The sequence below is a fragment of the Clostridium sp. MD294 genome (genome assembly GCF_000364165.2).
GTDB lineage: Bacteria > Bacillota > Clostridia > Lachnospirales > Anaerotignaceae > Coprocola.
Map to the genome: position 1 here is coordinate 2,025,122 of NZ_CP097810.1, position 25,243 is coordinate 2,050,364.

23 protein-coding genes, 1 tRNA gene and 1 riboswitch are annotated in these 25,243 nt (G+C 28.5%); of the genes, 19 read left to right on the top strand and 5 right to left on the bottom strand.

Features of this window, described 5'->3' with window-relative positions; all coding sequences use genetic code 11:
• The first annotated feature begins 7 nt into the window (after positions 1-7).
• The 4 genes from C820_RS10280 (at position 8) to C820_RS10295 (ending at position 4,109) form a co-directional block, all read left to right on the top strand.
• Positions 8-1,621 (top strand): gamma-glutamyltransferase family protein, encoded by a 1,614-nt coding sequence (locus C820_RS10280; RefSeq protein WP_004034153.1) that lies wholly within the window; start codon positions 8-10, stop codon positions 1,619-1,621.
• Between the two features lie 62 nt (positions 1,622-1,683).
• Complete coding sequence (locus C820_RS10285) at positions 1,684-2,691, top strand: hypothetical protein (RefSeq protein WP_004034152.1); 1,008 nt, start codon at positions 1,684-1,686, stop codon at positions 2,689-2,691.
• Positions 2,692-2,789: 98 nt separating this feature from the next.
• Positions 2,790-3,929 carry a radical SAM protein gene (locus tag C820_RS10290; RefSeq protein WP_004034151.1) on the top strand — a complete coding sequence of 380 codons (1,140 nt, stop codon included), beginning with the start codon at positions 2,790-2,792 and terminating at the stop codon, positions 3,927-3,929.
• 18 nt (positions 3,930-3,947) lie between these two features.
• Positions 3,948-4,109, top strand: coding sequence for a FeoB-associated Cys-rich membrane protein (locus tag C820_RS10295; RefSeq protein ID WP_162213034.1), 162 nt, complete (start codon positions 3,948-3,950; stop codon positions 4,107-4,109).
• 23 nt (positions 4,110-4,132) lie between these two features.
• Here the strand turns inward: C820_RS10295 and C820_RS10300 are convergent, their stop codons facing one another.
• On the bottom strand, positions 4,133-5,122 hold the full coding sequence (locus C820_RS10300) for a diaminopimelate dehydrogenase (protein ID WP_004034150.1): 990 nt from the start codon (positions 5,120-5,122) through the stop codon (positions 4,133-4,135).
• 371 nt (positions 5,123-5,493) lie between these two features.
• Between C820_RS10300 and C820_RS10305 the strand changes: the two genes are divergently transcribed.
• The 10 genes from C820_RS10305 to C820_RS10350 all read left to right on the top strand — a co-directional run bounded on the left by C820_RS10305 (position 5,494) and on the right by C820_RS10350 (position 14,237).
• On the top strand, positions 5,494-5,781 hold the full coding sequence (locus tag C820_RS10305) for a co-chaperone GroES (RefSeq protein WP_004034148.1): 288 nt from the start codon (positions 5,494-5,496) through the stop codon (positions 5,779-5,781).
• A 44-nt stretch (positions 5,782-5,825) separates the two neighbouring features.
• Positions 5,826-7,460, top strand: a complete 1,635-nt coding sequence (gene groL, locus C820_RS10310) for a chaperonin GroEL (RefSeq protein ID WP_004034147.1) — start codon at positions 5,826-5,828, stop codon at positions 7,458-7,460.
• 157 nt (positions 7,461-7,617) lie between these two features.
• A tRNA-Thr gene (locus C820_RS10315) sits at positions 7,618-7,690 on the top strand.
• Between the two features lie 108 nt (positions 7,691-7,798).
• Positions 7,799-8,638 (top strand): Cof-type HAD-IIB family hydrolase, encoded by an 840-nt coding sequence (locus C820_RS10320; RefSeq protein WP_004034146.1) that lies wholly within the window; start codon positions 7,799-7,801, stop codon positions 8,636-8,638.
• A gap of 12 nt (positions 8,639-8,650) precedes the next feature.
• On the top strand, positions 8,651-9,997 hold the full coding sequence (locus tag C820_RS10325) for a replication-associated recombination protein A (protein WP_004034144.1): 1,347 nt from the start codon (positions 8,651-8,653) through the stop codon (positions 9,995-9,997).
• Positions 9,975-10,676 (top strand): YoaK family protein, encoded by a 702-nt coding sequence (locus tag C820_RS10330; RefSeq protein ID WP_004034142.1) that lies wholly within the window; start codon positions 9,975-9,977, stop codon positions 10,674-10,676. The genes C820_RS10325 and C820_RS10330 overlap by 23 nt, the downstream gene beginning before the upstream one ends.
• Before the next feature lie 28 nt (positions 10,677-10,704).
• Positions 10,705-12,042: an MATE family efflux transporter gene (locus tag C820_RS10335; protein ID WP_004034140.1), complete on the top strand. Its 1,338-nt coding sequence runs from the start codon at positions 10,705-10,707 to the stop codon at positions 12,040-12,042.
• A gap of 47 nt (positions 12,043-12,089) precedes the next feature.
• Positions 12,090-12,168, top strand: a riboswitch (ZMP/ZTP riboswitch).
• 57 nt (positions 12,169-12,225) lie between these two features.
• On the top strand, positions 12,226-12,858 hold the full coding sequence (locus C820_RS10340; protein WP_004034138.1) for a formate/nitrite transporter family protein: 633 nt from the start codon (positions 12,226-12,228) through the stop codon (positions 12,856-12,858).
• A gap of 124 nt (positions 12,859-12,982) precedes the next feature.
• Positions 12,983-13,792 (top strand): C39 family peptidase, encoded by an 810-nt coding sequence (locus C820_RS10345; RefSeq protein ID WP_004034136.1) that lies wholly within the window; start codon positions 12,983-12,985, stop codon positions 13,790-13,792.
• 16 nt (positions 13,793-13,808) lie between these two features.
• The gene (locus tag C820_RS10350) at positions 13,809-14,237 is read left to right on the top strand and encodes a hypothetical protein (RefSeq protein WP_004034134.1); all 429 of its coding nucleotides are present in this window, start codon (positions 13,809-13,811) and stop codon (positions 14,235-14,237) included.
• A gap of 76 nt (positions 14,238-14,313) precedes the next feature.
• Here the strand turns inward: C820_RS10350 and C820_RS10355 are convergent, their stop codons facing one another.
• Positions 14,314-15,609: a polysaccharide deacetylase family protein gene (locus C820_RS10355; protein WP_004034132.1), complete on the bottom strand. Its 1,296-nt coding sequence runs from the start codon at positions 15,607-15,609 to the stop codon at positions 14,314-14,316.
• 168 nt (positions 15,610-15,777) lie between these two features.
• On the opposite strand from C820_RS10355, the gene C820_RS10360 reads away from it, so the two are divergent.
• From C820_RS10360 to C820_RS10370, 3 genes are all read left to right on the top strand, one after another.
• Positions 15,778-16,326 (top strand): N-acetylmuramoyl-L-alanine amidase family protein, encoded by a 549-nt coding sequence (locus C820_RS10360; RefSeq protein WP_004034130.1) that lies wholly within the window; start codon positions 15,778-15,780, stop codon positions 16,324-16,326.
• 209 nt (positions 16,327-16,535) lie between these two features.
• On the top strand, positions 16,536-18,617 hold the full coding sequence (gene fusA / locus C820_RS10365) for an elongation factor G (RefSeq protein WP_004034129.1): 2,082 nt from the start codon (positions 16,536-16,538) through the stop codon (positions 18,615-18,617).
• A gap of 157 nt (positions 18,618-18,774) precedes the next feature.
• Positions 18,775-19,479 (top strand): response regulator transcription factor, encoded by a 705-nt coding sequence (locus tag C820_RS10370; protein WP_004034128.1) that lies wholly within the window; start codon positions 18,775-18,777, stop codon positions 19,477-19,479.
• Positions 19,480-19,570: 91 nt separating this feature from the next.
• Here the strand turns inward: C820_RS10370 and C820_RS10375 are convergent, their stop codons facing one another.
• Both C820_RS10375 and C820_RS10380 read right to left on the bottom strand, forming a co-directional pair.
• A complete protein-coding gene (locus tag C820_RS10375; protein WP_004034127.1) occupies positions 19,571-20,569 on the bottom strand; it encodes a tyrosine-type recombinase/integrase in 999 nt (332 codons plus the stop codon).
• Positions 20,570-20,802: 233 nt separating this feature from the next.
• Complete coding sequence (locus C820_RS10380; RefSeq protein WP_502799854.1) at positions 20,803-21,078, bottom strand: GIY-YIG nuclease family protein; 276 nt, start codon at positions 21,076-21,078, stop codon at positions 20,803-20,805.
• 232 nt (positions 21,079-21,310) lie between these two features.
• Between C820_RS10380 and C820_RS10385 the strand changes: the two genes are divergently transcribed.
• Entirely contained in the window at positions 21,311-23,071 is a 1,761-nt protein-coding gene (locus C820_RS10385) for a HAMP domain-containing sensor histidine kinase (RefSeq protein WP_004034126.1), read from the top strand.
• A 53-nt stretch (positions 23,072-23,124) separates the two neighbouring features.
• On the opposite strand, the gene C820_RS10390 is transcribed toward C820_RS10385, so the two are convergent.
• Positions 23,125-24,489: a D-alanyl-D-alanine carboxypeptidase family protein gene (locus C820_RS10390; protein ID WP_004034125.1), complete on the bottom strand. Its 1,365-nt coding sequence runs from the start codon at positions 24,487-24,489 to the stop codon at positions 23,125-23,127.
• Between the two features lie 105 nt (positions 24,490-24,594).
• Between C820_RS10390 and C820_RS10395 the strand changes: the two genes are divergently transcribed.
• Positions 24,595-25,242 carry a DUF655 domain-containing protein gene (locus C820_RS10395; RefSeq protein ID WP_004034124.1) on the top strand — a complete coding sequence of 216 codons (648 nt, stop codon included), beginning with the start codon at positions 24,595-24,597 and terminating at the stop codon, positions 25,240-25,242.
• Position 25,243 lies beyond the last annotated feature (1 nt).

A 25,243-nucleotide genomic window follows, 5' to 3' on the forward strand; every position in this document is an offset into this window, starting at 1 on the left:
GTTATTTTTGGAATTAAAATTCGATAGTCAAAAATATATATATCCATCAATAAGAAAAGTAGTATATGGTAAAAAAGGTATGGTTTGCACTTCTCAACCTCTTGCTGCACAGGCTGGTTTAGATATGTTAAAAAAAGGAGGAAATGCTATTGATGCAGCTATTGCTACAGCAGCTTGTTTAACAGTAGTAGAACCTACTTCAAATGGCTTAGGAAGTGATGCTTTTGCACTGATATGGAAAGAAGGAAAGTTATTAGGATTAAATGCCAGTGGTATGTCACCAAAAAAAATTACAGTAGAAGAAGTAAAAAAACAAGGCTATCAAAAAATGCCTTTTTGGGGTTGGCTCCCTGTTACCATACCAGGTGCAGTAGGTGCATGGGCAGAACTTTCTGAAAAATATGGAAAATTACCATTTGAAACATTATTACAGCCTGCAATTTCTTATGCAAAAGAAGGCTTTGCTGTAACACCTACCATTGCAAGACTTTGGGAAAAATCTTTTCAAACTTATAGCAAAGAATGTAAGGAAGCTGTATTTGATGAATGGTTTCGCATTTTTGCTCCAAAAGGAAGAGCCCCTTTTGTGGGAGAGATATGGAGTGCTCCATATCATGCCAAAACATTGGAAGAATTAGCTCAAACAAAATGTACTTCTTTTTACAAGGGTGCATTAGCTGATAAAATAGATGACTTTTCAAAAACAACAGGTGGTTATTTAACAAAAGAAGATTTAAAAAATTACGCACCAGAGTGGGTAGAACCTATTTCTATCAATTATAAGGGGTATGATGTTTGGGAAATACCTCCAAATGGTCATGGTATTGTAGCATTGATGGCATTAAATATCATAAATGGATTTGATATAAAATATAGAGAATGTACTGATACCTATCATAAACAAATAGAAGCTATGAAATTGGCATTTGAAGATGGAAAAAGATATATAAGTGATAAGCGTTTTATGAAAGTTACAACACAACAACTTCTTTCTACTCAGTATGCTGAAAAAAGACGACAAGAAATAGGAGAAAAGGCTATTTTTCCAAAACATGGAAATCCTTATTGTGGCGGCACTGTATATCTTTGTACTGCAGATGAACAAGGTAATATGGTTTCTTACATTCAAAGCAATTATGAAGGTTTTGGTTCTGGAATTGTAATACCTGATACAGGTATTGCACTACATGACAGAGGTGCTAATTTTTCATTAGATGAAACAATGGAAAATTGTATTGCTCCATGTAAAAAACCTTATCATACAATTATTCCAGGATTTTTAACAAAAGATGAAGAAGCAGTAGGAGCTTTTGGTGTTATGGGTGGCTTTATGCAGCCACAAGGTCATATGCAAACAATTATGAATTTAATTGATTTTCATATGAACCCTCAAGAAGCTTTAGACGCACCTAGATGGCAATGGCTAGGCGACAAAAAAATCGCCTTAGAAAGAACATTTCCTTATGCTATTACAGAAGAATTAGTAAGAAAAGGGCATAATGTTATAGTAGAGGCAGAAAATATTGATTTTGGTAGAGGGCAAATTATATTGCGTCAAAAAAATGGTGTATTAGTTGGTGCAACAGAACCTAGAGCAGATGGTATCGTTGCTGTTTGGTAAAAAAATGGGAAAGAATTGACAAAAACAATCATATACATAGTGGTATAGGAGGTGTATACCACATGGTTAAGTTTTTAAAAAGATGGGGTATTATCATTTGTATTGCTTTTGCAATATTTACAATATTTACCATAAAAACATATGGTGTTGTAGAACAGATTACATCAGATATGTTAGAAAATCCAAACGATGAAAAAAATAAACAAAATATTGCTAGAATTGTATTAAATGATACAGGAAGAAATGTAACTTTTTCTCCTAATGAAGTATTAGAAATTACAGTATATCAAGGAGATTTATTAGGAAATGGACAACAACAAGCAGTAATTGCATTATCTTTTGGACTAAAAAATACAGTTTTAGCAGCTTATACAAAAGATAAAACAGGAGAAAATTATACATATATAGATGATGTAGGAGATTTTTTTGATGTTAGAGATGTTTTATTTTTACCTTTAAATAGTGATGGTACAAATATTATGATTGTAAGAGAATATGCAAATCAAAATATTGGTGCTTACGAACGTTCTTCTTTTTTAAAAGGCTATATTTGGGACGACAAAAATCAAATGTTTCAAAATGTTCTAAATGTACCAGAAGGTATTGAAGTGACATGGAATGGCAGTTGGGACACCTCTGGAGAAGAACGTTGGCAAAAAATTGAAGAACGTTCAGAGTTTTCATCAGGAGAAAATAATGAGAATAATCCTACATTAAAATTAGTACAATATCAAGCATATAAAATTTCAGAAAGTACAGATAAAGACAATATTCCAGATGAAAGTACATTTTATACTGCAAAAAATCGTGTAGTAAATCAAAATTATTATTGGGACGATAACTGGAAAAGATTTATACTTTCTGAAAAAAAAGATAAGGCAACAGGAGAAAAAGTTGCTATAATAGAAGATTATTCTGCTTCGCCTTATGTTTTAGTAGAAGAATATAATAATATGGCAAATAATGTAGCAATACAAAGACCAAATGGTACTATAGAAATTGTACCAAGTAATACACTTTGGGAACTAGATGGTACACCAGCACAAAGTACATTTTTTGCTTATGAATAAAGTCATATACAAAAGGAAATGGATATAGTATAATAAAAAAGGAGTGGAAAAATCCATTCCTTTTATTTCAATAAATATAAAGAGAGGATAATATTACTATGGAATTTCAAATTGGACCTATTCGTCCACCAAGTGAGGCAAACAGTTTGTTACTTCGTGTTACAGAAAATTGCCCTTGGAATAAATGTAAATTTTGTATGTTGTATAAAACAAAACAATTTCATACTCGAACAGTAGAGGATATAAAAAAAGATATAGATGCTATGGCATATTATCGTGATGAAATACAAAAATATAATAGCAACGGAAAACTAGATATTTCTTCTATTCAAAAAGAATTTGATAAATTATCTACATCAACTGAAAAAGAATGTTATTATATGGTTTTTCATTGGATAACAGAAGGAGGCTGTCATTCTATATTTTTGCAAGATGCGAATACTCTTGTATTAAAAACAGAATGGCTTACAGAAATTATAAAATATATTCGTCAAAAATTGCCTGAAATAAAACGTATTACATCTTATGGTAGAGCAGATACGTTATGTCGAATAACACAAGAACAATTTTATCAATTAAAGTCAGCAGGATTAGACAGAATTCACTCAGGTTTTGAAACAGGTGCCGATGATATTTTACAGTTAATTGGAAAAGGAACTACTCAAAAACAACAAATAGAAGGCGGAAAAAAAGTAAAACAAGCTGGTATTGAACTGTCTATTTATTTTATGCCAGGTGCTGGCGGAGAAAAATATTCTGAAAAAAATGCTATTGAAACAGCAAATGTAATTAATGCTGTCAATCCAGACTTTGTAAGACTGAGAACGTTTGTTGTAAAAAGTGGTTCTCTTATGGAAGATTTAGTAAAATCTGGAGAATTTGTAGAATGTAGTGATATACAAAAATTGCTAGAAATTAAAATAATGTTAGAACATATTCAAAATTGTAATGGTTATTTAGCAAGTGACCATATTATTAATTTATTGCAAAATGTAAATGGATATTTAGATAAAGATTTAAATGATATGATAGATTATATCAACTCCTTTTTATCATTACCTAGACAAACACAAAGAAAGTATCAAATTGCTAGAAGAATGGGATTTGCAGGAGATTGGACAATGATAAATAAACTAGATACACAACATCAATATACTATAGAACAATATGAAAAAAATATACCTGATGGAGAACAATTTGAAAATTTATTAAAACAATATATGGATTATTATATTTAATTAAAGGAGAATTTTATATTGGGAAATATTATTACAATAACTATACTTCTTTTTTTAGTATTTTGTGTAATACATTATCAATATACTAAAAAAAAGAGAAAAAAAGAAAATTGTGGAGAAGGGTGTATTCATTGTCCTTTTCATAATGATTGTCATAACAATAAAACAAAGGTGCAGTAACCAAAATACTGCACCTTTATTTATTATAATAATGTATTTCTTAATATTTCTCCTGTTTTTGGAGAAAGCATAGCAGGTGCAATATCAAATACTGTTTTTGCACCATATTCACCTTTTTGTGCAAGACGATAAGCAGCTCTTGCATAAGCAACTAAAACACTGCCTGTAAACTCTGGATTAGAATTTAATTTTAAAGAATATTCAATAACATGATTATTTGCACCGTTATTTGTGCTACCACTATGAATTACAAAACCGCCATGTGCCATTTTACTATGATTTTTTTTCAATTCTTCTTCTGAAATAAAATTTACTGTTGTATCATAGTCAGAAAAATAATTTGGCATTTCTTTTATTGTTTTTTCAATTTCTGCTAAATCAGCACCATCTTCTGCTACAACATAGCAAAGACGAGTATGTTTTTGGCGAGTTGTTAATTCTGGTAAATTTCCGCTTCTTGCTGCCTCTACAGCACTTTCCACAGGTACAGTATATTGAATACCATTTTTTACGCCTTTTACACGTCTAATTGCATCAGAATGGCCTTGACTTACACCTTTTCCCCAGAATGTATAATATCCTCCATTTGGCAATATAGCATCTCCATACAGTCTATTGATAGAAAATAATCCTGGATCCCAACCAACAGAGATAATAGAAGTGTTGTTATTTTGAGAAGCAGCATCGTTTACTGATTTAAAATATTCTGGTATTTTTGCATGAGTATCAAAACTATCTACTGTATTAAAAAGAGCTGCCATTTCTGGTCCTTGTACTGGCAAATCTGTTGCAGAGCCTCCACAAAGTATAACAACGTCTATATCGTTTTTTAAAGAAGCAGCATCTGATATATTCATTACTTTTGCATCTACTGTGTTAATTTGAATGCTTTCAGGGTTTCTTCTTGTAAAAACAGTTGTTAATATCATATCTTTATTTTGTGCAATAGCAGCTTCTACGCCACGACCAATATTACCATAACCTGCAATGGCTACTTTTATTTTTTCATTCATTTTTTGTTCCTCCTTATTTGGTAAAATATGAAAAAATTATATCATGTCGGAAAAAGATAGTATACTGTAAATTTTGATAAAATTTTTTCTATTTTTATAAAGAGTTTATGGAATTTTTTGAATAAATATCTTTTCTATATAGTATTAAAATATATATTATTTAAAAACAAGAGAAAAAAAAAGAATATAAAAGATATAATAATAAAATAATATAAATTTATAAAAATATTTTATAATATTATGAAATTTAACGGAATATAATATTTGCATAAATGGAAAACAATGTATACTATAATAACTAGGAATTAGCACTCGGTTTCAATGAGTGCTAACAGTTTTAGAGTATATATTTATTAAGGAGGCTATTATTTATGAAACTTGTACCATTAGGAGATAAAGTTGTAATTAAACAGTTAGAGGCAGAAGAAAAAACAAAATCTGGTTTAATATTAACATCACAGTCACAAGAAAAACCTCAAGAAGCAATGGTTATTGCTGTTGGCCCAGGTGGATTAGTTGGTGATACAGAGGTAAAAATGGTATTAAAAGAAGGAGATAGAGTAGTTTATTCTAAATATGCGGGTACAGAAATTAAATTTGAAGGTGAAACATATATTGTAATAAAACAAAACGATATTCTTGCAAAAGTAGAACAATAATAATTTTATAAAATATAAGAGTATATTTTTAGGAGGAAACTATAATGGCAAAGGAAATTAAATATGGTACAGAAGCAAGAAAAGCAATGGAAGCTGGTGTAAATAAATTAGCAAATACAGTAAAAGTAACATTAGGCCCTAAAGGTAGAAATGTTGTTTTAGATAGAAAATTTATTTCTCCTTTAATTACAAATGATGGTGTATCTATTGCAAGAGATATTGAATTAGAAGATCCATATGAAAACATGGGAGCACAGTTAGTAAAAGAAGTTGCAACTCAAACAAATGATGTTGCTGGTGATGGTACTACAACAGCTACTGTTTTAGCACAGGCTATGATACAAGAAGGTTTAAAAAATATTGCTGCTGGTGCAAATGCTATCATTTTAAGAAAAGGTATGCAAAAAGCAACAGAAGTAACTGTAGATGAAATTAAAAAAATGAGTCAGGTTGTTTCTACTAAAAAACATATTGCAAATGTTGCAGCTATTTCTGCTGGTGATGATGAAGTAGGAGAAATGATTGCAGATGCTATGGAAAAAGTAACAAATGATGGCGTTATTACTGTAGAAGAAGCTAAAACAATGAATACAGAACTTGAATTAGTAGAAGGTATGCAATTTGATAAGGGCTATCTTTCTTCTTACATGGCAACAGATATGGAAAAAATGATTGCAGTATTAGAAGATCCATTTATTTTAATTACAGATAAAAAAATCTCAAATATTCAAGATTTGTTACCTGTGTTAGAACAAATTATGCAAGTAGGAGGAAAATTACTTATTATTGCTGATGATGTAGAAGGAGAAGCACTTGCTACATTAGTTGTAAATAAATTAAGAGGTACTATTAATTGTGTTGCAGTGAAAGCTCCTGGATATGGTGAAAGAAGAAAAGCACAAATTGCTGATATTGCAGCTTTAACAGGTGCTCAAGTAATTTCTGATGAGTTAGGTATTGATTTAAAAGAAGCTACTATTGATATGCTTGGTCATGCAAGAACAGTAAGAGTAGAAAAAGAATTGACAATTATTGCTGATGGTGCTGGAAACAAAGAAGATATTCAAGGCAGAATTAACCAAATCAAAGCACAATTGGAAGAAACAACATCTGATTTTGATAAAGAAAAATTACAAGAAAGATTAGCAAAATTATCTGGTGGTGTTGCTGTTATTAAAGTTGGTGCTGCAACAGAAACAGAAATGAAAGAGAAGAAATTAAGAATGGAAGATGCTTTAGCAGCTACAAGAGCAGCAGTAGAAGAAGGTATTGTTGCTGGTGGTGGTGCTGCTTATATTCACGCTATTGAAGCAGTAAAAAAAGTTGCTGATGGATTAACAGGAGATGAAAAAACAGGTGCAGAAATTGTTTTAAAAGCATTAGAAGCACCTATGCGTCAAATTGCAGCAAACGCTGGCTTAGAAGGTTCTGTAATTGTAAATAAAGTAAAAGAACTTTCTTCTGGTATGGGCTTTAATGCTTTAACAGAAGAGTATGTTGAAATGGTAGATGCTGGTATATTAGACCCTACAAAAGTTACAAGAAGTGCTTTGCAAAATGCAACATCTGTTGCTTCTACATTCTTAACAACAGAAGCTGTTGTAGCAGAATTACCTTCTAAAAATGATGCTCACCCTGATATGTCAGGCATGGGTGGTGGTATGGGTGGCATGATGTAATGCCTATATACTATCAGTAAAAATTAGTAAAATAGTTATATTGTATAAAACAGTCTTCTTTATACACTAGGAAGACTGTTTTTTGTTTTATACTAAAAACTTATTTTTTAGTTGCAATCTATTTTAAAAAATGCTATAATACTATGCAGTTATGTTTGCTGGAATAGCTCAGTTGGTAGAGCAGCTGATTCGTAATCAGCAGGTCGCGTGTTCGAGTCACGTTTTCAGCTTAAATAGTATATAAAAGAGTATCAAAAATATATGATACTCTTTTTTGTTATGTGTATATGGAGAAACTATTTAATTTATGATATGCTATAAAAAATAGGAGGAAAAAGATGTATAAATTAGCAGTATTAGATATTGATGGTACATTAATTGATAATAAAGGTAATATTTCAAAAAAAACAATACAAACAATAGCAAATGTAAATCAATCAGGAGGAATTGTAACAATTTGTACAGGTAGAAATATACGAAAAGCATTACCTGTAGCAAAAAAAGCAGGAATTAAAGTTGCTATGGGGTGTATTGATGGTGCAGTATTGATAGAACCAGAAACAGAAAATATTATAGAAGGATTAGAGTTATCTCAGTATGAAATTGATTTAATACTTTCTTCTGCACAAGGAAAAGAAGTATTTACAGAAATAAATACTGGTTATATTTATCATAAATTTGCAGAAAATGAAAAGGAGTATCGTTATGACATTTTTAATAAAAGAACACCACTCGGAAGAATAAAAAGTTATATGGGAGGAGTTCGTTATATCAAAAACTGGCAAAATTTAAAAGAAATATCATCACCTATTTATCAAATTGTAATTGCAGGAAAATCAGATGTTATATCTGAAATAAAAGATACTATACAACAGGGAGATTGCAGCAAAATTGATATTCGTGAACATTTGTGGGATAAATACCTTTTTATAAATAAAAAAGGAGGGAATAAAGCCTCTGGAGTAGAAAGACTTTGTAAACATTTTGGCATTGCTATGGAACAAACAATTGCAATAGGTGACGATAGAAATGATATTGATATGCTAGAAAAGGCAGGTCTAGGTATTGCTATGGGAAATGCTCATGAAGATATTAAAAAAATATCTGGTTATGTTACTGCTTCTAATCAAGAAGATGGTGTAGCATTAGCACTTGAAAAGTTTCTTTTAAAAAAATAAGGAGAAAGTAACATGGATTTATTTGAATATAACTATATACAAAGAGAAAAACAAAATGCTCCTCTTGCTTCTCGTATGCGTCCTGTTACATTAGAAGAATTTATAGGACAAGAACATATTATAGCAAAAAACAAATTACTTTATAGAGCTATTCAATGTGATAGATTAAGTTCTATTATATTATATGGACCTCCAGGAACGGGAAAAACTACATTAGCAAAAATTATAGCAAATACAACAAAAAATAGTTTTCAGCAATTAAATGCTACAACTTCTGGTATAAAAGATATTAAAGAAACCATTGAAAAAGCCAAAATAACTTTAGGTATGTATCAAAACAAAACAATATTATTTATTGATGAAATTCATAGATTTAATAAAACACAACAAGATGCTTTATTACCTTATGTAGAAGATGGCACAATTATATTAATTGGTGCTACAACAGAAAATCCTTATTTTGAAGTAAATAAGGCTCTTGTTTCACGTTCTGTATTATTTGAATTAAAACCATTAACAAGCACAAATATAAAGCAAATACTTCAAAAAGCTTTAGAAAATACAGAAAAAGGATTAGGAAATTATCATGCACAAGTTTCAAAAGATGCAATTGATTTTTTAGCAGATATATCAAATGGAGATGCTCGTACTGCATTAAATGCTTTAGAATTAGCAGTACTTACTACTCAAAAAGATGAAACAGGAACATTAAAAATTGATTTAACAATAGCACAAGATTGTATTCAAAAAAGAGCATTAAATTATGATAAAAATGGAGATAACCATTATGACACAATTTCTGCTTTTATAAAAAGCATAAGAGGTTCTGACCCTCATGCAGCATTATATTATTTAGCAAAAATGTTATATGCAGGAGAAGACCCTAAATTTATTGCAAGACGTATTGTTATAGCAGCATCAGAAGATATTGGAAATGCTGACCCTCATGCACTGCAGGTAGCTGTAGCAGCAGCACAAGCTGTTCATTTTGTTGGTATGCCTGAATGTCGTATTACATTAGCACAAGCTGTCACTTATTTATCTTGTGCACCAAAAAGTAATGCTTGTTACATGGGCATCGAAAAAGCAATGAAAGATGTAATTGATATACAAATAAAATCTGTTCCAAGTTACTTAAAAGATTGTCATTATAGTGGTGCAAAAAAAGAAGAAGGAGAATTAAATTATCAATATCCTCATGATTTTTTAGGAAACTATGTAAAGCAACAATATTTACCAGATGAATTGATAGATAGGATTTATTACGAACCTACAGAAAATGGTGTTGAAAAAAGAATAAAAGAAGCTTTAAAAAGATTAGGAAAGGGTGTAGTAAATGGAACAAACGGCTCTAAATGAAGATAATAGAATTTCAAAAAAAGCTTCTTTTTTAGTATGTATTATATTAGCAAGTGTTGGAGGGTTTTTAGAAGCTTTTACATACCTTTTAAAAGGTGGCGTGTTTTGTAATGCTCAAACAGGTAATTTTGCACTACTTGCTATTTTCTTTATAAATAAACAATATGAACAAGCTGCTTACTATATACTACCTATATTAGCCTATATGGTAGGTATTAGTTGTACAATATACATTCCAAAGTGGCTTTCAAAATTAAGTATATTACATTGGGAAACAATATTTATAGTATGTGAAATATTAATATTATTTGTATTAGCATTTCTTCCAAGTACTTTTTCAAATGGTGTTACAAATGTACCAATTTCCTTTATTTGTGCTATGCAATATAATACATTTCGTAAATCTAATGGTATTCCTCTTGCTACTACATTTTGTACAAATAATCTTAGACAAGCAGTAATTCATTTTTGTACTGGAATAGAACAAAAAAACCAACAAAGTAAAATAAAATCTTTATATTATGTTTCTGTAATAGCATTTTTTGTTATAGGAGCAGCAGTAGGTACTTTTTTAATTCATATATTAAAACAGAAGTCTATTTTATTTTGCTGTTTTATATTATTACCTGTATTTTTTATATTATTTTTATCAGATATTAAAAACAGAAGTAATTTCTAATAAAGTTTAAAGAAAAGAGGAATTTTATATGTCGGTAGGATTAGACAAAAAAATATCACTTAAGTCTATTATTCTTTTTACATTACCTACAATGTCTACAATGATATTTTTGTCATTATATACAATTGTGGATGGAGTATTTATTTCTCGTTATGTAGGTGCACAAGCGTTATCAGCTACAAATATTGTATATCCTGTTGTTAATTTAGTATTAGGTGTTTCTATTATGATGTCAACAGGAGGAAGTGCTATTGTAGCTATGCTTTTAGGAGAAAAAAAAGAAAAAAAGGCTAGAAGTATTTTCACATCACTAACGATTGTAGTACTTTTTATTGGTGTATTCATTTCAATATTTGGAAATTTATTTATTAAAAATATTATTTATTTAGCAGGTTCTACAGAAGAATTATATTTTTATTGCTATGATTATTTATCTGTTACATTATATTTTGTACCAATTGCTATATTAAAAACATATTTTGATTATTTTCTTGTTACTGCTGGAAGGCCAGGTCTTGGATTATTTAGTGGTATAATAGGTGGTATAATAAATATGATATTAGATTATATTTTCATAGTACCACTTAAATTAGGAGTAAAAGGTGCTGCTTTGGCGACACAAATGGGTATGATAATTCCTGTTTTTATAGCTTTTAGTTATTTTATTTATTTTTCAAGAAAAAAAGGAATATTATATTTTCAAAAGCCAACATTTCAATTAAATACTATATTAAAAGCTTGTATAAATGGAAGTTCTGAAATGGTAACACAAATTTCAACAGGCATTACTACGTACTTATTTAATATTAAAATGCTTCAATATATTGGCGTAGATGGAGTGGGGGCTATTACAATTGTTTTATATGCTCAATTTTTATTAACTTCCATTGTGTTAGGTTTTTCTTCTGGTATTGCTCCTTTAGTTAGCTATAATTATGGAAAAAATGACAAAGAAAATTTGAAAAAATTAGTAAGATATGGGTATTATATTATTATAGTATTTTGTTTTTCTGTGTTTTGTATATCTGAAATCATTGCACCTTTTATTACAATTATTTTTACAGATAAAACTTCTACATTATATAATATTACTGTAACAGGTTTTCGCATTTTTGCTGTTTCATTTTTATTTGATGGATTTAATATATTTTCTTCTGCTTTATTTACTGCTTTTGCAAATGGAAAAATATCTGCATTTATATCATTTATGCGTTCTTTAGGATTTTTTGTACCTATTATATTGATATTACCCTTATTTTTAAAAGTAATAGGAATTTGGTTAGTAGTTCCTATTTCTGAAATTTGTACGATATTTATTAGCATTTATTGTTATAGGGCATTTAAAAAACAATATGGATATGAATAAAATAAAAATATATTTGACAAGTGACTCCTTTTTTTGTTATAGTAAAAAAATAGTCATACAACTGACGGAAGTGGAATAACCACATGAAGTATGATGTATTTTAAGCCGACCGTCTGGGCAATTTTGTTCAGACACGGCTTTTTTTGTTATGGTAAATAATTTAAAAAATAGGAGGTTTTTAAAATGGAACAAATAAGACAGTTTGTATCAGCAATATTAGCAGGATTTATGATTGGTATGGGAGGAACAATTTTTCTTTCACTTGATAATAAGGCATTAGGGGCTTGTATGTTTGGCGTAGGACTATTTACTGTAGTAATATTTCGTTTACAATTATTTACAGGAAAAATTGGTTATATTCCTTTTGAAAAAAAAGAATATATATTAGAATTGGTAATTACATGGATCGGAAATTTTTGTGGTACAACTTTAATTGCAAAATGTGTACAAAATACAAGAATTTTTACAGAAGAAATGTCAAATAAAGTATTTACTATGGCACAAACTAAATTAAATGATAATTTAGTTAGTATTTTTATACTATCTATTTTTTGTGGTGTACTTATGTTTATTGCAGTAGATACATTTCGAGAACAACAGGGTTCGACAATAAAAGTTGTTGCTGTATTTGTACCTGTTCTGGTATTTATATTAAGTGGTTTTGAACACGTTGTAGCAAATATGTATTATTTTGCTATGGCAAAAACATGGTCTATTGATACAATGATTTCGCTTGTTGTTATGACTATAGGAAATAGTATAGGTGGTTTACTAATTGCTTCCTATCAGAAAATATTTCATTTAAGAGAAAAATAGAAATAAACAAATTGTTATTTTTTCTTTCTTAAATTTTAAGAAACTCGTAATGAACCATTGAGTGTTTCTTAAACTCTTTGTTATATGATAGTACTAACAAAGAAAAAGGAACGGAGGGGATATTATGAGGTTAGAAATCATATTACAAATATTTCTATTTAGTAGCATTTTTTTAATATTAGTAGCATATTATAACAGAACTGTTACAATACCAAATGATAAAATATGGAATATAGCAAAATTTTATTATGTCAAAAAATCAACTTTGATAAGTATACTATCAGTTTTCATTTTCCTTTCTTTTTCTTTGCAGCAACAAGAAATAGTTACAGAAAGTAAAACTGTACAGTGGATTGCAGAACAAGCAGCAAATCAAGCTACAGCAAAAGAACTGACAAGAGGAATTACATACTACACAGCAAAAAGTGAAGTAGTATATTATAATCAAGAAGATATTCGATGGGCAAATGAAAAATACGGAAAAACAGATTTAATTTCTGTTACAGGCTGTGGCCCAACTTGTTTAGCTATGGTTGTTTCTACATTAACAGATATTACAATCAATCCGAAACAAATGGCTGATTGGTCTTATCAAAATGGATATTGTGCAGAAGGTAGTGGCAGTTATCACACTTTGATAGAAAACGCTGCAAAAACATTTGGATTACAGGTAGAACAAGCTACTGTATTAGAAGGACAAAAAATTGTTGATGCCCTTTCTGATAATAAATTAGTTATTGCATTGATGGGAAAAGGAACATTTACATCTAGTGGTCATTTTATAGTATTGAAAGGCATTACAGAGCAAGGAAATGTTTTGGTAGCAGACCCTAAAAGTAAAAAAAATACAAGAAAAACATTTCCTCTTGGATTAATTTTATCAGAAGCAAAAGGAAGTGCAGACAGCTTAGGACCATTTTGGATAATATATTAAAAAGTAAGGTGAAATTATGAAAAAAGTAATAGACGTTTTGATATTGCTTATGCTATGTATTTTTCTTTTTTCAAGTTGTAAACAGAAACAAATAGAAGTAATTAATTTTGAAGAAATTGCAAATGCTACAAAAATAGAATATACGCATTATATGAAAGATACAAGTAGTACAAAAATAATAGAAAATACAGATACAATTAACCAAATTGCAAATTGGTTGAATGACTTATCATTAGAAGAAATCTTTCTTTCAGAAAATGAAATACCAATAGATGCAAATGAAAAAGAATTTTATTCTTTTATAGTGTATCAATCTGAAGAAAAAAATATAAATTTTGATTATATTATAAATAGTACAGAAGATTGTTACATAAAATATAATGACAAGTGGTACAGTATAAAAAATCCAATTCCTTTTACATTTATAGATAATATCACTCAATAATTAAAAAAGTCTATTAAATATTAAAAAGTCCATTATCTAAAAAATAATGGACTTTTTAGTTTTAAATATATAATTTTTATTTTACAAATCTTGGTGTATAAGATTTTTCTGTTAAAGGACGTATTTCATATCCTTGTGTTTGTAGTCCTTCTATAATTTCAGGTAATGCTTCTACAGTTGTTTGTTTTGGTTTTGTTTGGTGCATTAATATAATAGCTTGGCTTTTTCCAGATGTACCATCTAAAACATTATTTATAATAGTATCTTTTGGAACATTATTACCACGAGCATCTCCAGAATCTACATTCCAATCTACATAAATATATCCGTTTTGTTTTGCTTGTGTTGTAATATCACCCATAACACCATTTTTCATGCCTATAGAATTATTAGAACCACCTGGAAAACGCATAAAAATTGATGTTGTACCTAGTATATTGTTTAAATATTCTTGTTCTTTATTAAAATCAGACCAAAAAGCTTCAGAAGAAGAATACAAAGTTTCATATTTATGACTACTTGTATGATTTCCTATTACATGACCTTCTGATTGCATTCTTTTTAATAATACCTCATCACAATTTCCTGTTACAAAAAACGTTGCTTTTACATTATATTGTTTTAAAATATCTAGAATTTTTGGTGTATTTTCAGATGTTCCATCATCAAATGTTAAATAGGCTCTTTTAGGTGCAAATTTAGTATATTGTACAGGAAAATTAGGTGCAGTTTTTATAACATTATTTAATATATCAGCAACTTCACCTAAAGTAATTGTGTCATCTGAACCTATTAAACCATTACTTTGAATATCTATTAATCCTCGAGAATATGCAAATTGAAGTGGAATTGTTGCTACTTTTGTAACGTGTTCTTCAAATACAATATTTTCTCCACCAGAAAGGTCAGCATCAGGATATACTGTTTGTATCAAACGGTAAAGTAATATAGTAAAATCACCTCTAGATAATCCATCTGAAGGTAAAAAAGTTCCATCTTCGTTTCCGTTTACAATTCCTAAATGATATGCTTGTAATATAAATTGTTGACTGTCAGCATCAATATCAGAAAAGGGGGTTTCCGATATGATTTTAGGCTTTTTACCTGTTAATATTTCATATGTATCCATAATATAACGACAAGCTTCTCCTCTATCTAAAGAAAAATCTTTTCTCTCATCTAAATTTTCTATGATTAATTCTGTTTTGTCTGATACTTCTTGTTCTTCTTCTACTAATATAAAATGTTCTTCTTGTGAAGCAGAAGACAAGAAATTAATTTCATTTCGTGTTTCGAAAATAGAAGTTGGTTGTGTAGCGATAGCAACAGACAAAAGTAAAGATGGGAATGTTGTTGAAAAGAAAATACCCATTAAAATCGCTCCTTTTTATAGTATTAAAATATACAAATTTACCATATTTAGTATACATTTTTCGACAGCAAAAAACAATAAAAAATATCTTAAATTTAAAAAAATAGTTTCGCTTTTTATTTTATTGCATACTATAAAAACAAAGAAATAAATAAAAGGAGAAAAAATATGCCTAGAATTTATTTGAGTCCTTCTTTACAAGAATATAATCAATTCGTAAATGGAGGTACAGAAGAAGAATATATGAATTTAATTGCAGATGCTATGGAGCCTTATTTAATTGCAAGTGGTATTGAATTTACAAGAAATCAACCTTCTCAAACATTAGGAGAAGCTATTGATGACTCTAATAAAGGAGAATATGATTTTCATTTAGCTTTACATTCCAATGCAGCTTCTCCTTCTTTAGCAGGTCAAATGCAAGGAGCAGATGTATATTATTGGTATGATAGTAAATGGGGGAAAGCTGGAGCAGAAATTATTGCAGAAAATTATAAAGATATATATCCAGATAGCAACAAAGTGAAAACCATTCCAACATCAACATTACGTGAATTAAGAAGAACTTATGCACCTTCCGCACTAATTGAAGTGGCTTATCATGATAATCCTACAGATGCTCAATGGATTAAAGATAATATTGATAAAATTGCACGAAATTTAGTTTTATCCCTTACAGAATATTTTGGTATTCCATTTGTAGAACCAGAAGCATAAAAAAAGCCTGTAAATAGTAATTATTACTATTTGCAGGCTTTTGTAATATAAAAGATGTACATATTTTTATAATTTTTAATAAAAAAGAAGGATATTTATTATAATTGTCGAATTAGTATAATAATATCCTTAATTATATGTTTGAGAGATATTCTAATAAAGTATTATATAAAATGCCTGTTAATACAACAAGAGGAGGTAAACAAAGTATGAAAAATTATGCTGCAAATGAAGTTCGAGATATTGTGATATTGGGTCATAGTGGTTGTGGTAAAACTACACTATCAGAAGCATTATTATACTACTCTGGTGCAACAAAAAGATTTGGAAAGGTATCAGAAGGAAATACTGTAAGTGACTATGACCCTGAAGAAATTCGTAGAAATGTTTCTATAAGTACATCTGTTTTACCTGTAGAATGGAAAGACACAAAAATCAATTTTTTAGATACCCCAGGTTATTTTGACTTTGTAGGAGAAGTTAAATTAGCAATGAGTGTTTCAGATACTGCTCTGATTGTTGTTTCAGCAAAATCAGGTTTAGAAGTTGGTACAGAAAAAGCATGGGAATATGCAGAAGAAATTGGTATTCCTAAAATGATTTTTATTAATCAGATGGATGATGAAAGTGCAGATTTCCAAAATACAATTAATCAGTTAAGAGAAAAATATGGAAAAATTGTAGCACCTTTACAAGTACCTTTTAGAGATGCAAATGGAGTATTAGGTTTTATTAATGTGTTAAAAAGAGATGCTAGAATGCTAGATAATAATGGAAAATTGGTAAAATGTGATATTCCAGAGGATAAAGTAGAAGAGGTAGAAACACTACGTGCATGGGTTGTAGAAGTTGCAGCAGAAAGTGACGATGACTTACTTGAAAAGTTCTTTAATGATGAAGAGTTAACAATGGAAGAAATCTATTTAGGATTAAAAAAAGGCATTCGTAATCATTCTATTGCTCCTGTTATATTTGGTTCTGCTATGATGGGATATGGTATTAGACTTTTAATGAGTACAATAGTGAAATTTATGCCACCATCTATTGAATGTCGTCCATCTTTCATCTGTAAAGATTTGAAGAACGAAGGAGAGGGCATGAAAAGATATAACTCTGAAAAAGATCATCTTGCTTGTTTTGTATTTAAAACAATATCTGACCCTTATGTTGGTCGTTTAAATATATTCCGTGTGCTTTCTGGTGTTATCAATACTACAAAAACAGTATATAACCCTGAAAAAGATACTTATGAAAAAGTAGCACATCTTTATGTAGTAAGAGGAAAAGAACAAATTGAAGTAGATGAATTGCAAGCAGGAGATATTGGTGCATTAGCAAAATTATCTAATACATCTACACAAGATACACTTTGTTCAAAATATTTTCCTGTTGAATTAGAAAAAATTGATTTACCTAAACCAGGCCTTTCTATGTGTATTGCACCAAAAGGAAAAGGCGATGAAGATAAGATTTCTGCAGCTTTATCAAAAATATTAGAAGAAGACCCAACATTATCTTTAGAAATTAACAAAGAAACAAAACAAACAATTATATATGGACAAGGTGAACAACAGTTAGAAGTTGTTGTAAATAAATTAAAAACAAAATATAAAATTGATGTAGAATTAACAGATCCTATTATTCCTTATAGAGAAACAATTAAATCTAAGGTAAAAGTACAAGGTAAATATAAAAAACAATCTGGTGGTCATGGACAATATGGTGATGTTTGGATGGAATTCGAACCATCTGATGATCAATCTCAACCTTATATTTTTGAAGAAAAAATATTTGGTGGTTCTGTTCCAAAACAGTATTTTCCTGCAGTAGAAAAAGGATTACAGGAATGTGTAAATAATGGTGTGTTGGCTGGATATCCTGTTGTTGGTTTGAAAGCTACATTAGTAGATGGTTCTTATCATCCTGTAGACTCTTCAGAAATGGCATTTAAAATGGCAACTTCTGTTGCATTTAAAGATGGTCTTCCACAAGCAAAACCAACTATATTAGAACCTATAGCTCATGTAGAAGTAACAATACCAGAGAGATATATGGGTGATATTATGGGGGACATCAATAAAAGAAGAGGTCGTATATTAAGTATGAACCCTGAACATGAGAAAAAAGTAATTATTGCAGAAGTACCTCTGGCAGAAATGCACAAATATGCTACAGATTTACGTTCTATGACTCAGGGTAGAGGCTACTACGAATATTATTTTGAACGTTATGAAGAAGCTCCTATGGAAATGCAGAAAAAAATTATTGAACAAAAAGCAAATCAAAAATAATATATGAAAAAGCTGGCTTTTAGAAATATTCTTAAAAGCCAGCTTTTTTTGTAATTATATGGTATAATAATATAAATAAGTATAATTTGGTTATACTTATTTTGACAAACTATGTAAATTACAATAAAAGTAAGTATTACAGATAAGGGGAACATCTATGGAGAAGAAAACGATATTAGCTGTTGATGATGAAATACATATTTTAGAACTATTAAAATATAATTTAGAAACAAATGGTTATTATGTTATTACAGTAGAAACCGGAGAAGAAGCCCTTGAATTATTGACAAAAGAAAAAATTGATGCTGTTTTATTAGATTTAATGTTGCCTAAAATAGATGGCTTAGAAGTATTGCGTCGTATTAGAAGTACTAAAGAAATTAAAAAAATTCCTGTTATTTTATTAACTGCAAAAAGTGATGAATTTGATAAAGTGCTGGGATTAGAAACAGGAGCAGATGACTATATTGCGAAACCATTTAGTGTTAGAGAATTACAAGCAAGAGTAAAGGCTGTTTTACGTCGTGTATCAGAAGAACAATATTCATTAACAGAAAAAAAATTAATTTCTACACATGGTCTTGAAATTGGTTTAGAAACGAAGACTGTAAAAAAACATGGTGTTCCTATTGAAATGTCTTTAAAAGAATTTGAACTTTTAAAATTTTTAGCAGAAAATCCTGGAAAGGTTTATTCAAGAGATGTACTTTTAGAAAAAATATGGAGTTATGAATATATTGGTGAAACAAGGACTGTAGATGTACATATCAGACATATTAGAAAGAAAATAGAAGAAGATGATAGCACTCCTATATTTATAAAAACGGTGCGTGGTTTTGGATATAAATTTAGGGAGGACTAAACATAATATACAGAAAAACTAAGTATTTTCAAGTTTTCTGTATATTATGTTACTAATTTGTTATCAATTTATATTACTTTTAGTAGTGTTACTAATTAAGCAATTCTATAGCATTTTTTAACTCTTGCAATGTTTTATGTGTATAAACTCGTTCTCCTGTGTCATTTGATTTATGTCCTATTATTCTATCAATACAAACTTTATTCGCTCCTGCACTATCAAGTCTTGAACGAAAAGTATGTCGACATTCGTGTGGTATGTGGTTCATATTCAATGTAGACATTAAATCAGACCAAATAATCCTATAAAAAGAAGAACTCCATTTTTTACCATTATACTCAAAAAGATAGCCATTTTTAGAACACTCCACTCTATTTTGTACTATACTTTTTATTTTAGAATGAATAGGTACAACACGATTTTTACCTGCTTTTGTTTTTACACCACCTATCATTATATCAGTATCTAAGTCCACATTTTCTACTTTTAAGTTTATCATTTCTGAAAAGCGAAATCCAGTATAAAGGAAAAATAATACAGTATCCATATACTTTATATTTTGATTTTGCCATATTTGAGCGATTTCCTCTTCTGTAAATACTTTTCGATTAGTTTCTGGTGTAGGTGCTATTGTAAGTAAGTCAGAATAACGTTTTGAAATAATATCTAATTCCAGAGCAAATCGGTCAAGATGTACCCAAAGATTTTTAATATTAGATTGAGTATAATGGCTTAAATTACAACTGTCAATACAGTCTTGCATTTCATAGGCTCTAATTTGTCTATAAGGAGTATTAGCTAAACTTTTACAAAAATTATAGGACGCTTTTAAAGAACCTTGATTTGATTTACCAAGTTTTACAGCTCTTTTTTGTAACCACAATTCATAAAGCTGTTGTAATGTAACTTTGCTTGTTTCAATATCCCAAGGATTATTATTATATTGAGCAAGCAATATCATTGCTTCTGCTTTTGTAGCAGCATAACCTATTACTTTTTGTTGTCCTGATTGCCCTTCTTTTACAATAAAAGGGCGGCGACGTTTTCCTGATAGTTTTGTAATGGTACCATAACGATTAGGGTTTTTCATAAGAAAATCTCTCCATTTAGTAAATTTGTTTAGTTATCTTACTGCATATTCATTTTATAGATAATCTTCAAAATCAGTAAAATCACTTTTTAATAAAATACGTTTTACATCTTTATGACTATCATTTGCAGTTTTAAGAAAATCTAAAGCTATTTTGACTTTAGCACGATTAATGTAATTTTACAATACTTATTTTAGTTTCCACAATTTCTTATTTTCTGACTAACATAATATTATACTGTATCTGGAATATCAATGAATTCTATTGTTTTATCAAAGTTTTTCTTGATAACTTTTTTGATTTTATCAAGTGTTACATAAAAGAGTTTATGTCTATGATTTACTATATTTACTTTTTTATCTTCAAAGGCTTTATGAAGTGTTGTTTCAAGGGAAGGAACATCATCTGAAAATATCATTGATAGTACAAAAACACTTTCTATTATAGTAACGACTACAGATGGTAGTGGTAAGGCTAATAGTACACAAACTGATTGATAAAGATACATTACTAAGGTAACAAAAAAGGCAAGTTAATGTTTAATAGATGTTATGTTGAGGATATTTGTTGTAAATGATAGAATGGGAGTGTATGATAAATAAAAAACTTTTTTGTTATGAATTTATTATTTTTACTAAGTAGTTTTTATAAGATTTTATATAATCTTCATATGTAAAAAATCTTGCAAAATCAAGGATTATGAGGTTTTTAAAAATAGCAAAAAATAAGGAGGGATAAGTATGCAAAGAAAAGTATTTTGTTCTTATATATTTGTAATATGTTTTATTGTTGGTTTGATTGGTTTTTATTCTATTAAAATTAGTTATGACTATTATATACAAGAATTTCAAAGTCATATTTTAAAAGAAGGAAATATAATTTCTAAGCACTTAAATGTAATTTATAGTACTAAAAATTTTATGGAATTAAATAATTTTATAAAACAAACAGCAAATGATTTAGATGTAGATATTACTATGATTGATAAAAATGGAAATATCATTAGCACTTCTGAAACAAATTTACATAATGTAAACCTAAAAAATATGCCAGAAGTACAAGGAGCATTAAGAGGAGAAATCTTAAAAATTATTAGAAAAAATGAAGTATATAATAAAAATTATTTTTATATAGCTATACCTACTACATTGAATTCAGAAAGAATAGTATTACGTTTTTGTGTACCTTTATTGAAGTTAAATGAATTAATGACAAATATGATAATTAATGTTACTGTTAGTACTATTTTTGCTTTTATTTGTGCATACTATTTGTCTAAAAAGATATCTGAACCATTAGATACTTTAATAAATACAGCTATGAAAGTTTCTCAAGGAAAGTATAATAAAAATATATCTGTAACTATAAATGACCAAATTGGTTTTTTAACAGAAACATTTAATATGATGAGTATAAAATTAAATACTACTATAAACGCTTTAGAAACAGAAAATAAGAAAATGGAAGCTATTGTAAATAGTATGATAAATGGCGTAATTGCTATAGATAAAAAAAATAAAATATTAATGATAAATTCTCAATGCTACGAATTATTTGATATTAAAAATACATATTGTAAAGGATTAGATTTTTATGAAATTTGTGATAATAAAGATATACAAATGTTATTAGAAACGTCTATTTCAGAAAAAAGAAATATTGTAGAAATTGTAATATTAAAATCTAATTTTAATGGAGATAAAATATTACGTATATATATTAATCCTATTTTTACTACTAAAAATCAGAACAATAGTTTAGGAACATTACTTGTTTTTCAAGACGTAACTCAAATTAAAAAATTAGAAGAAATGCGAAGTAATTTTATATCAAATGTAACACATGAATTAAAAACACCTTTAACGTCTATTATGGGATTTACAGATACATTACGTTCAGGAGCTATTAACAATCAAGATATGGCAATACATTTTTTAGAAATTATTGACATTGAAACGCATAGACTATATCGTTTAATACAAGATATATTATCATTATCTGAGATTGAAACAAGAAAAGAAGATACTAATATGCAATATGAGTCTATTGAAAAAATATTAACTTATGTAGAGGGGCTTTTACGTCCTCAAGCAGAAGAAAAAGGATTAAAATTAACTATAGAATGTGAAGCAATGCCTTTTTATTTTTGTAATAAAGATAAAATTTCTCAAATGTTTATTAACTTAATTGAAAATGCAATTAAATATACAGAAAAAGGAAGTGTAATGGTTTTTTGCAAATTTCAGGGAGAGTATTTTGTATTACAAGTAAAAGATACTGGCATAGGCATTGCAGAAGAAAGTATTGATCGTATTTTTGAGCGATTTTATAGAGTTGATAAAAGTCGTTCTCGAAAGGCTGGTGGTACAGGCTTAGGATTATCTATTGTAAAGCATATTATGATGCTTTATAATGGAAAAGTAAAAGTAGAAAGTAAAGAAGGAGAAGGTACTACATTTACTATTTCAATGCCATATGAAAGAGAAACAAAAAATAAATAGTACTTTCTTCAAATTGAAAGAAAGTACTAACTAATTTCATTAAAAACAATTGATTATTTTTGTTTTAGTCGTTTTTTTCTTTTTATTCGTTTTTTATTACGCCATAATATAAAATGATAGGTAATAAATATTATTAAAAAGGATAAAATACTACAAATTATGGCAAAAATCAATATATTAAATATAGAATTAAAATATAGATTTTTGTTATTACTTATTTTTTTATCATTTTGTAAAGATGCTAATGCTACGTTTTCTTCCAAAATAACAGAATGGTCTGCTAATAGTTCTACTGTTTTAATAGGTATATTCTCATAATAAAATGTAACAGTAGCAATAGTATCATTCTTATTGATAGGAACAACTAAATTTTCAGGACAATCTATTATTTTTTTGATTTTATTGATGTCAAAATCAATAGGAACGGTTTCATAAATATCTTCAGTAGGTTTGGCTAATATAGAAGATATTTTTACTGTTTTATCATTTTCTTTTACAACAGGTATTGCCTGAGAAATTTCATTTATAGAAGAAAGCTTTACTGTTTTATAATGAGAAAAACCATAATCAAACAATTTAATAGTATCCTCATAGTGTTGTACTCCTTTGCATTGAAATACAACAGCAATTAATTCTGTATTATCTCTTTTAGCATAAGTAACCAGTGTATTCTGTGCTTCGTTTGTAAACCCTGTTTTTCCACCTTCACAACCTTCGTAAACATAAATAGAAGGCGGCTTTATCATTTGATGTTGACCATAAAGATATCTTGTTTCATTTTGTTTATTAGTAGGGGGAATTTCATAATAAATTGTTTTAATTATTTTTCTAAATTCTTGAAATTTTAGTGCTTCTTTTGCAATAAGTGCCATATCGTATGCAGTAGTATAGTGGTTTTCGTCATGAAGTCCATGAGGATTTACAAAATTTGTATTCTTACAACCTAATTCTTTCGCCCTTGTTGTCATATGTTCTGCAAATTTCTCTACTGAAGCATCAATTTGTTCTGCGATACCTAGTGCAGCTTCATTGGCAGAACGTAGAAGTAGAGCATAGATAGCTTGTTCCATAGTAATTTGTTCTTCTTCTTGTAATGCGATATGACTACTACCAGGTTCTATACCATATATAGCATTGTGTGAAAAGGTAATTATTTCATTCATTTTATTAGCTTCAAAAGCTAAAAGTGCTGTCATTATTTTTGTAATACTAGCAGGATATTCTCTTTTATTGCTATTTTTTTCAAATAGTATTTCTCCAGTGGTAGCATCTATTAATATCGCTGCGTCAGCATTAATTTCTAGATCATTTTTTATAGCATGATATTGCACTATTTCATTAGACTTTGACCATGTTGTAAAAGTAAAATTTAATAAAATTAATATTATATAAAAAATCAATAAAATATTTTTTTTCATTATATACTCCTTTATAAAAATATGTGATACAATAATATCAATTATAATAAATAGAGATGTAATTTAAAGCAATTTTCTTTATTTATTTTCAAGGAAGGAAAAAATATGAGCAAAATAAAAAAAGAAGTAGATAATAGGTGGCTAATTTTCCTATTATTATTCATTATAACCATTTGTGGTATATCTTATAGCAAAATACGCAAAAAAAATTTATTGAATTTTGGTACAGAAAGGAAATTTGTATCTGTATCTTCACAATCTTCTTTAGATGTACTAGAAGGTATAACAGTTGAAATAGAAGGAGAAATAAAATATCCTGGCATATATAATATTACAGAAGGATATACTTTAAAAGATGTGGTCGAAAAAGCAGGAGGAGTAACAGAATATGCTAATGCTATTTCATTAGATTGGAATGTATTTGATGGACAAAAAATTGTAATACCTAAAAAAAATGAAAATTTTATAATAGAATATAGTACTTTATTTTTAGAGCAAAAAGAGAAACAAGTACAAAATGAAACGTTAGAAGAAATAGTATCAGAAGATACAAAAAGGTTATATGTCAATATTAATACAGCCAATGTAGAAGAATTAGATTTATTGCCTGGCATAGGAGAAAAATTAGCACAAAATATTATTTCATATAGAACAGAAAATGGTTCTTTTCAAACAATAGAAGAAATCAAGAATGTACCTAAAATTGGAAATAGCATTTTTGAAAAAATAAAAGATTATATTACAATCCAATAAA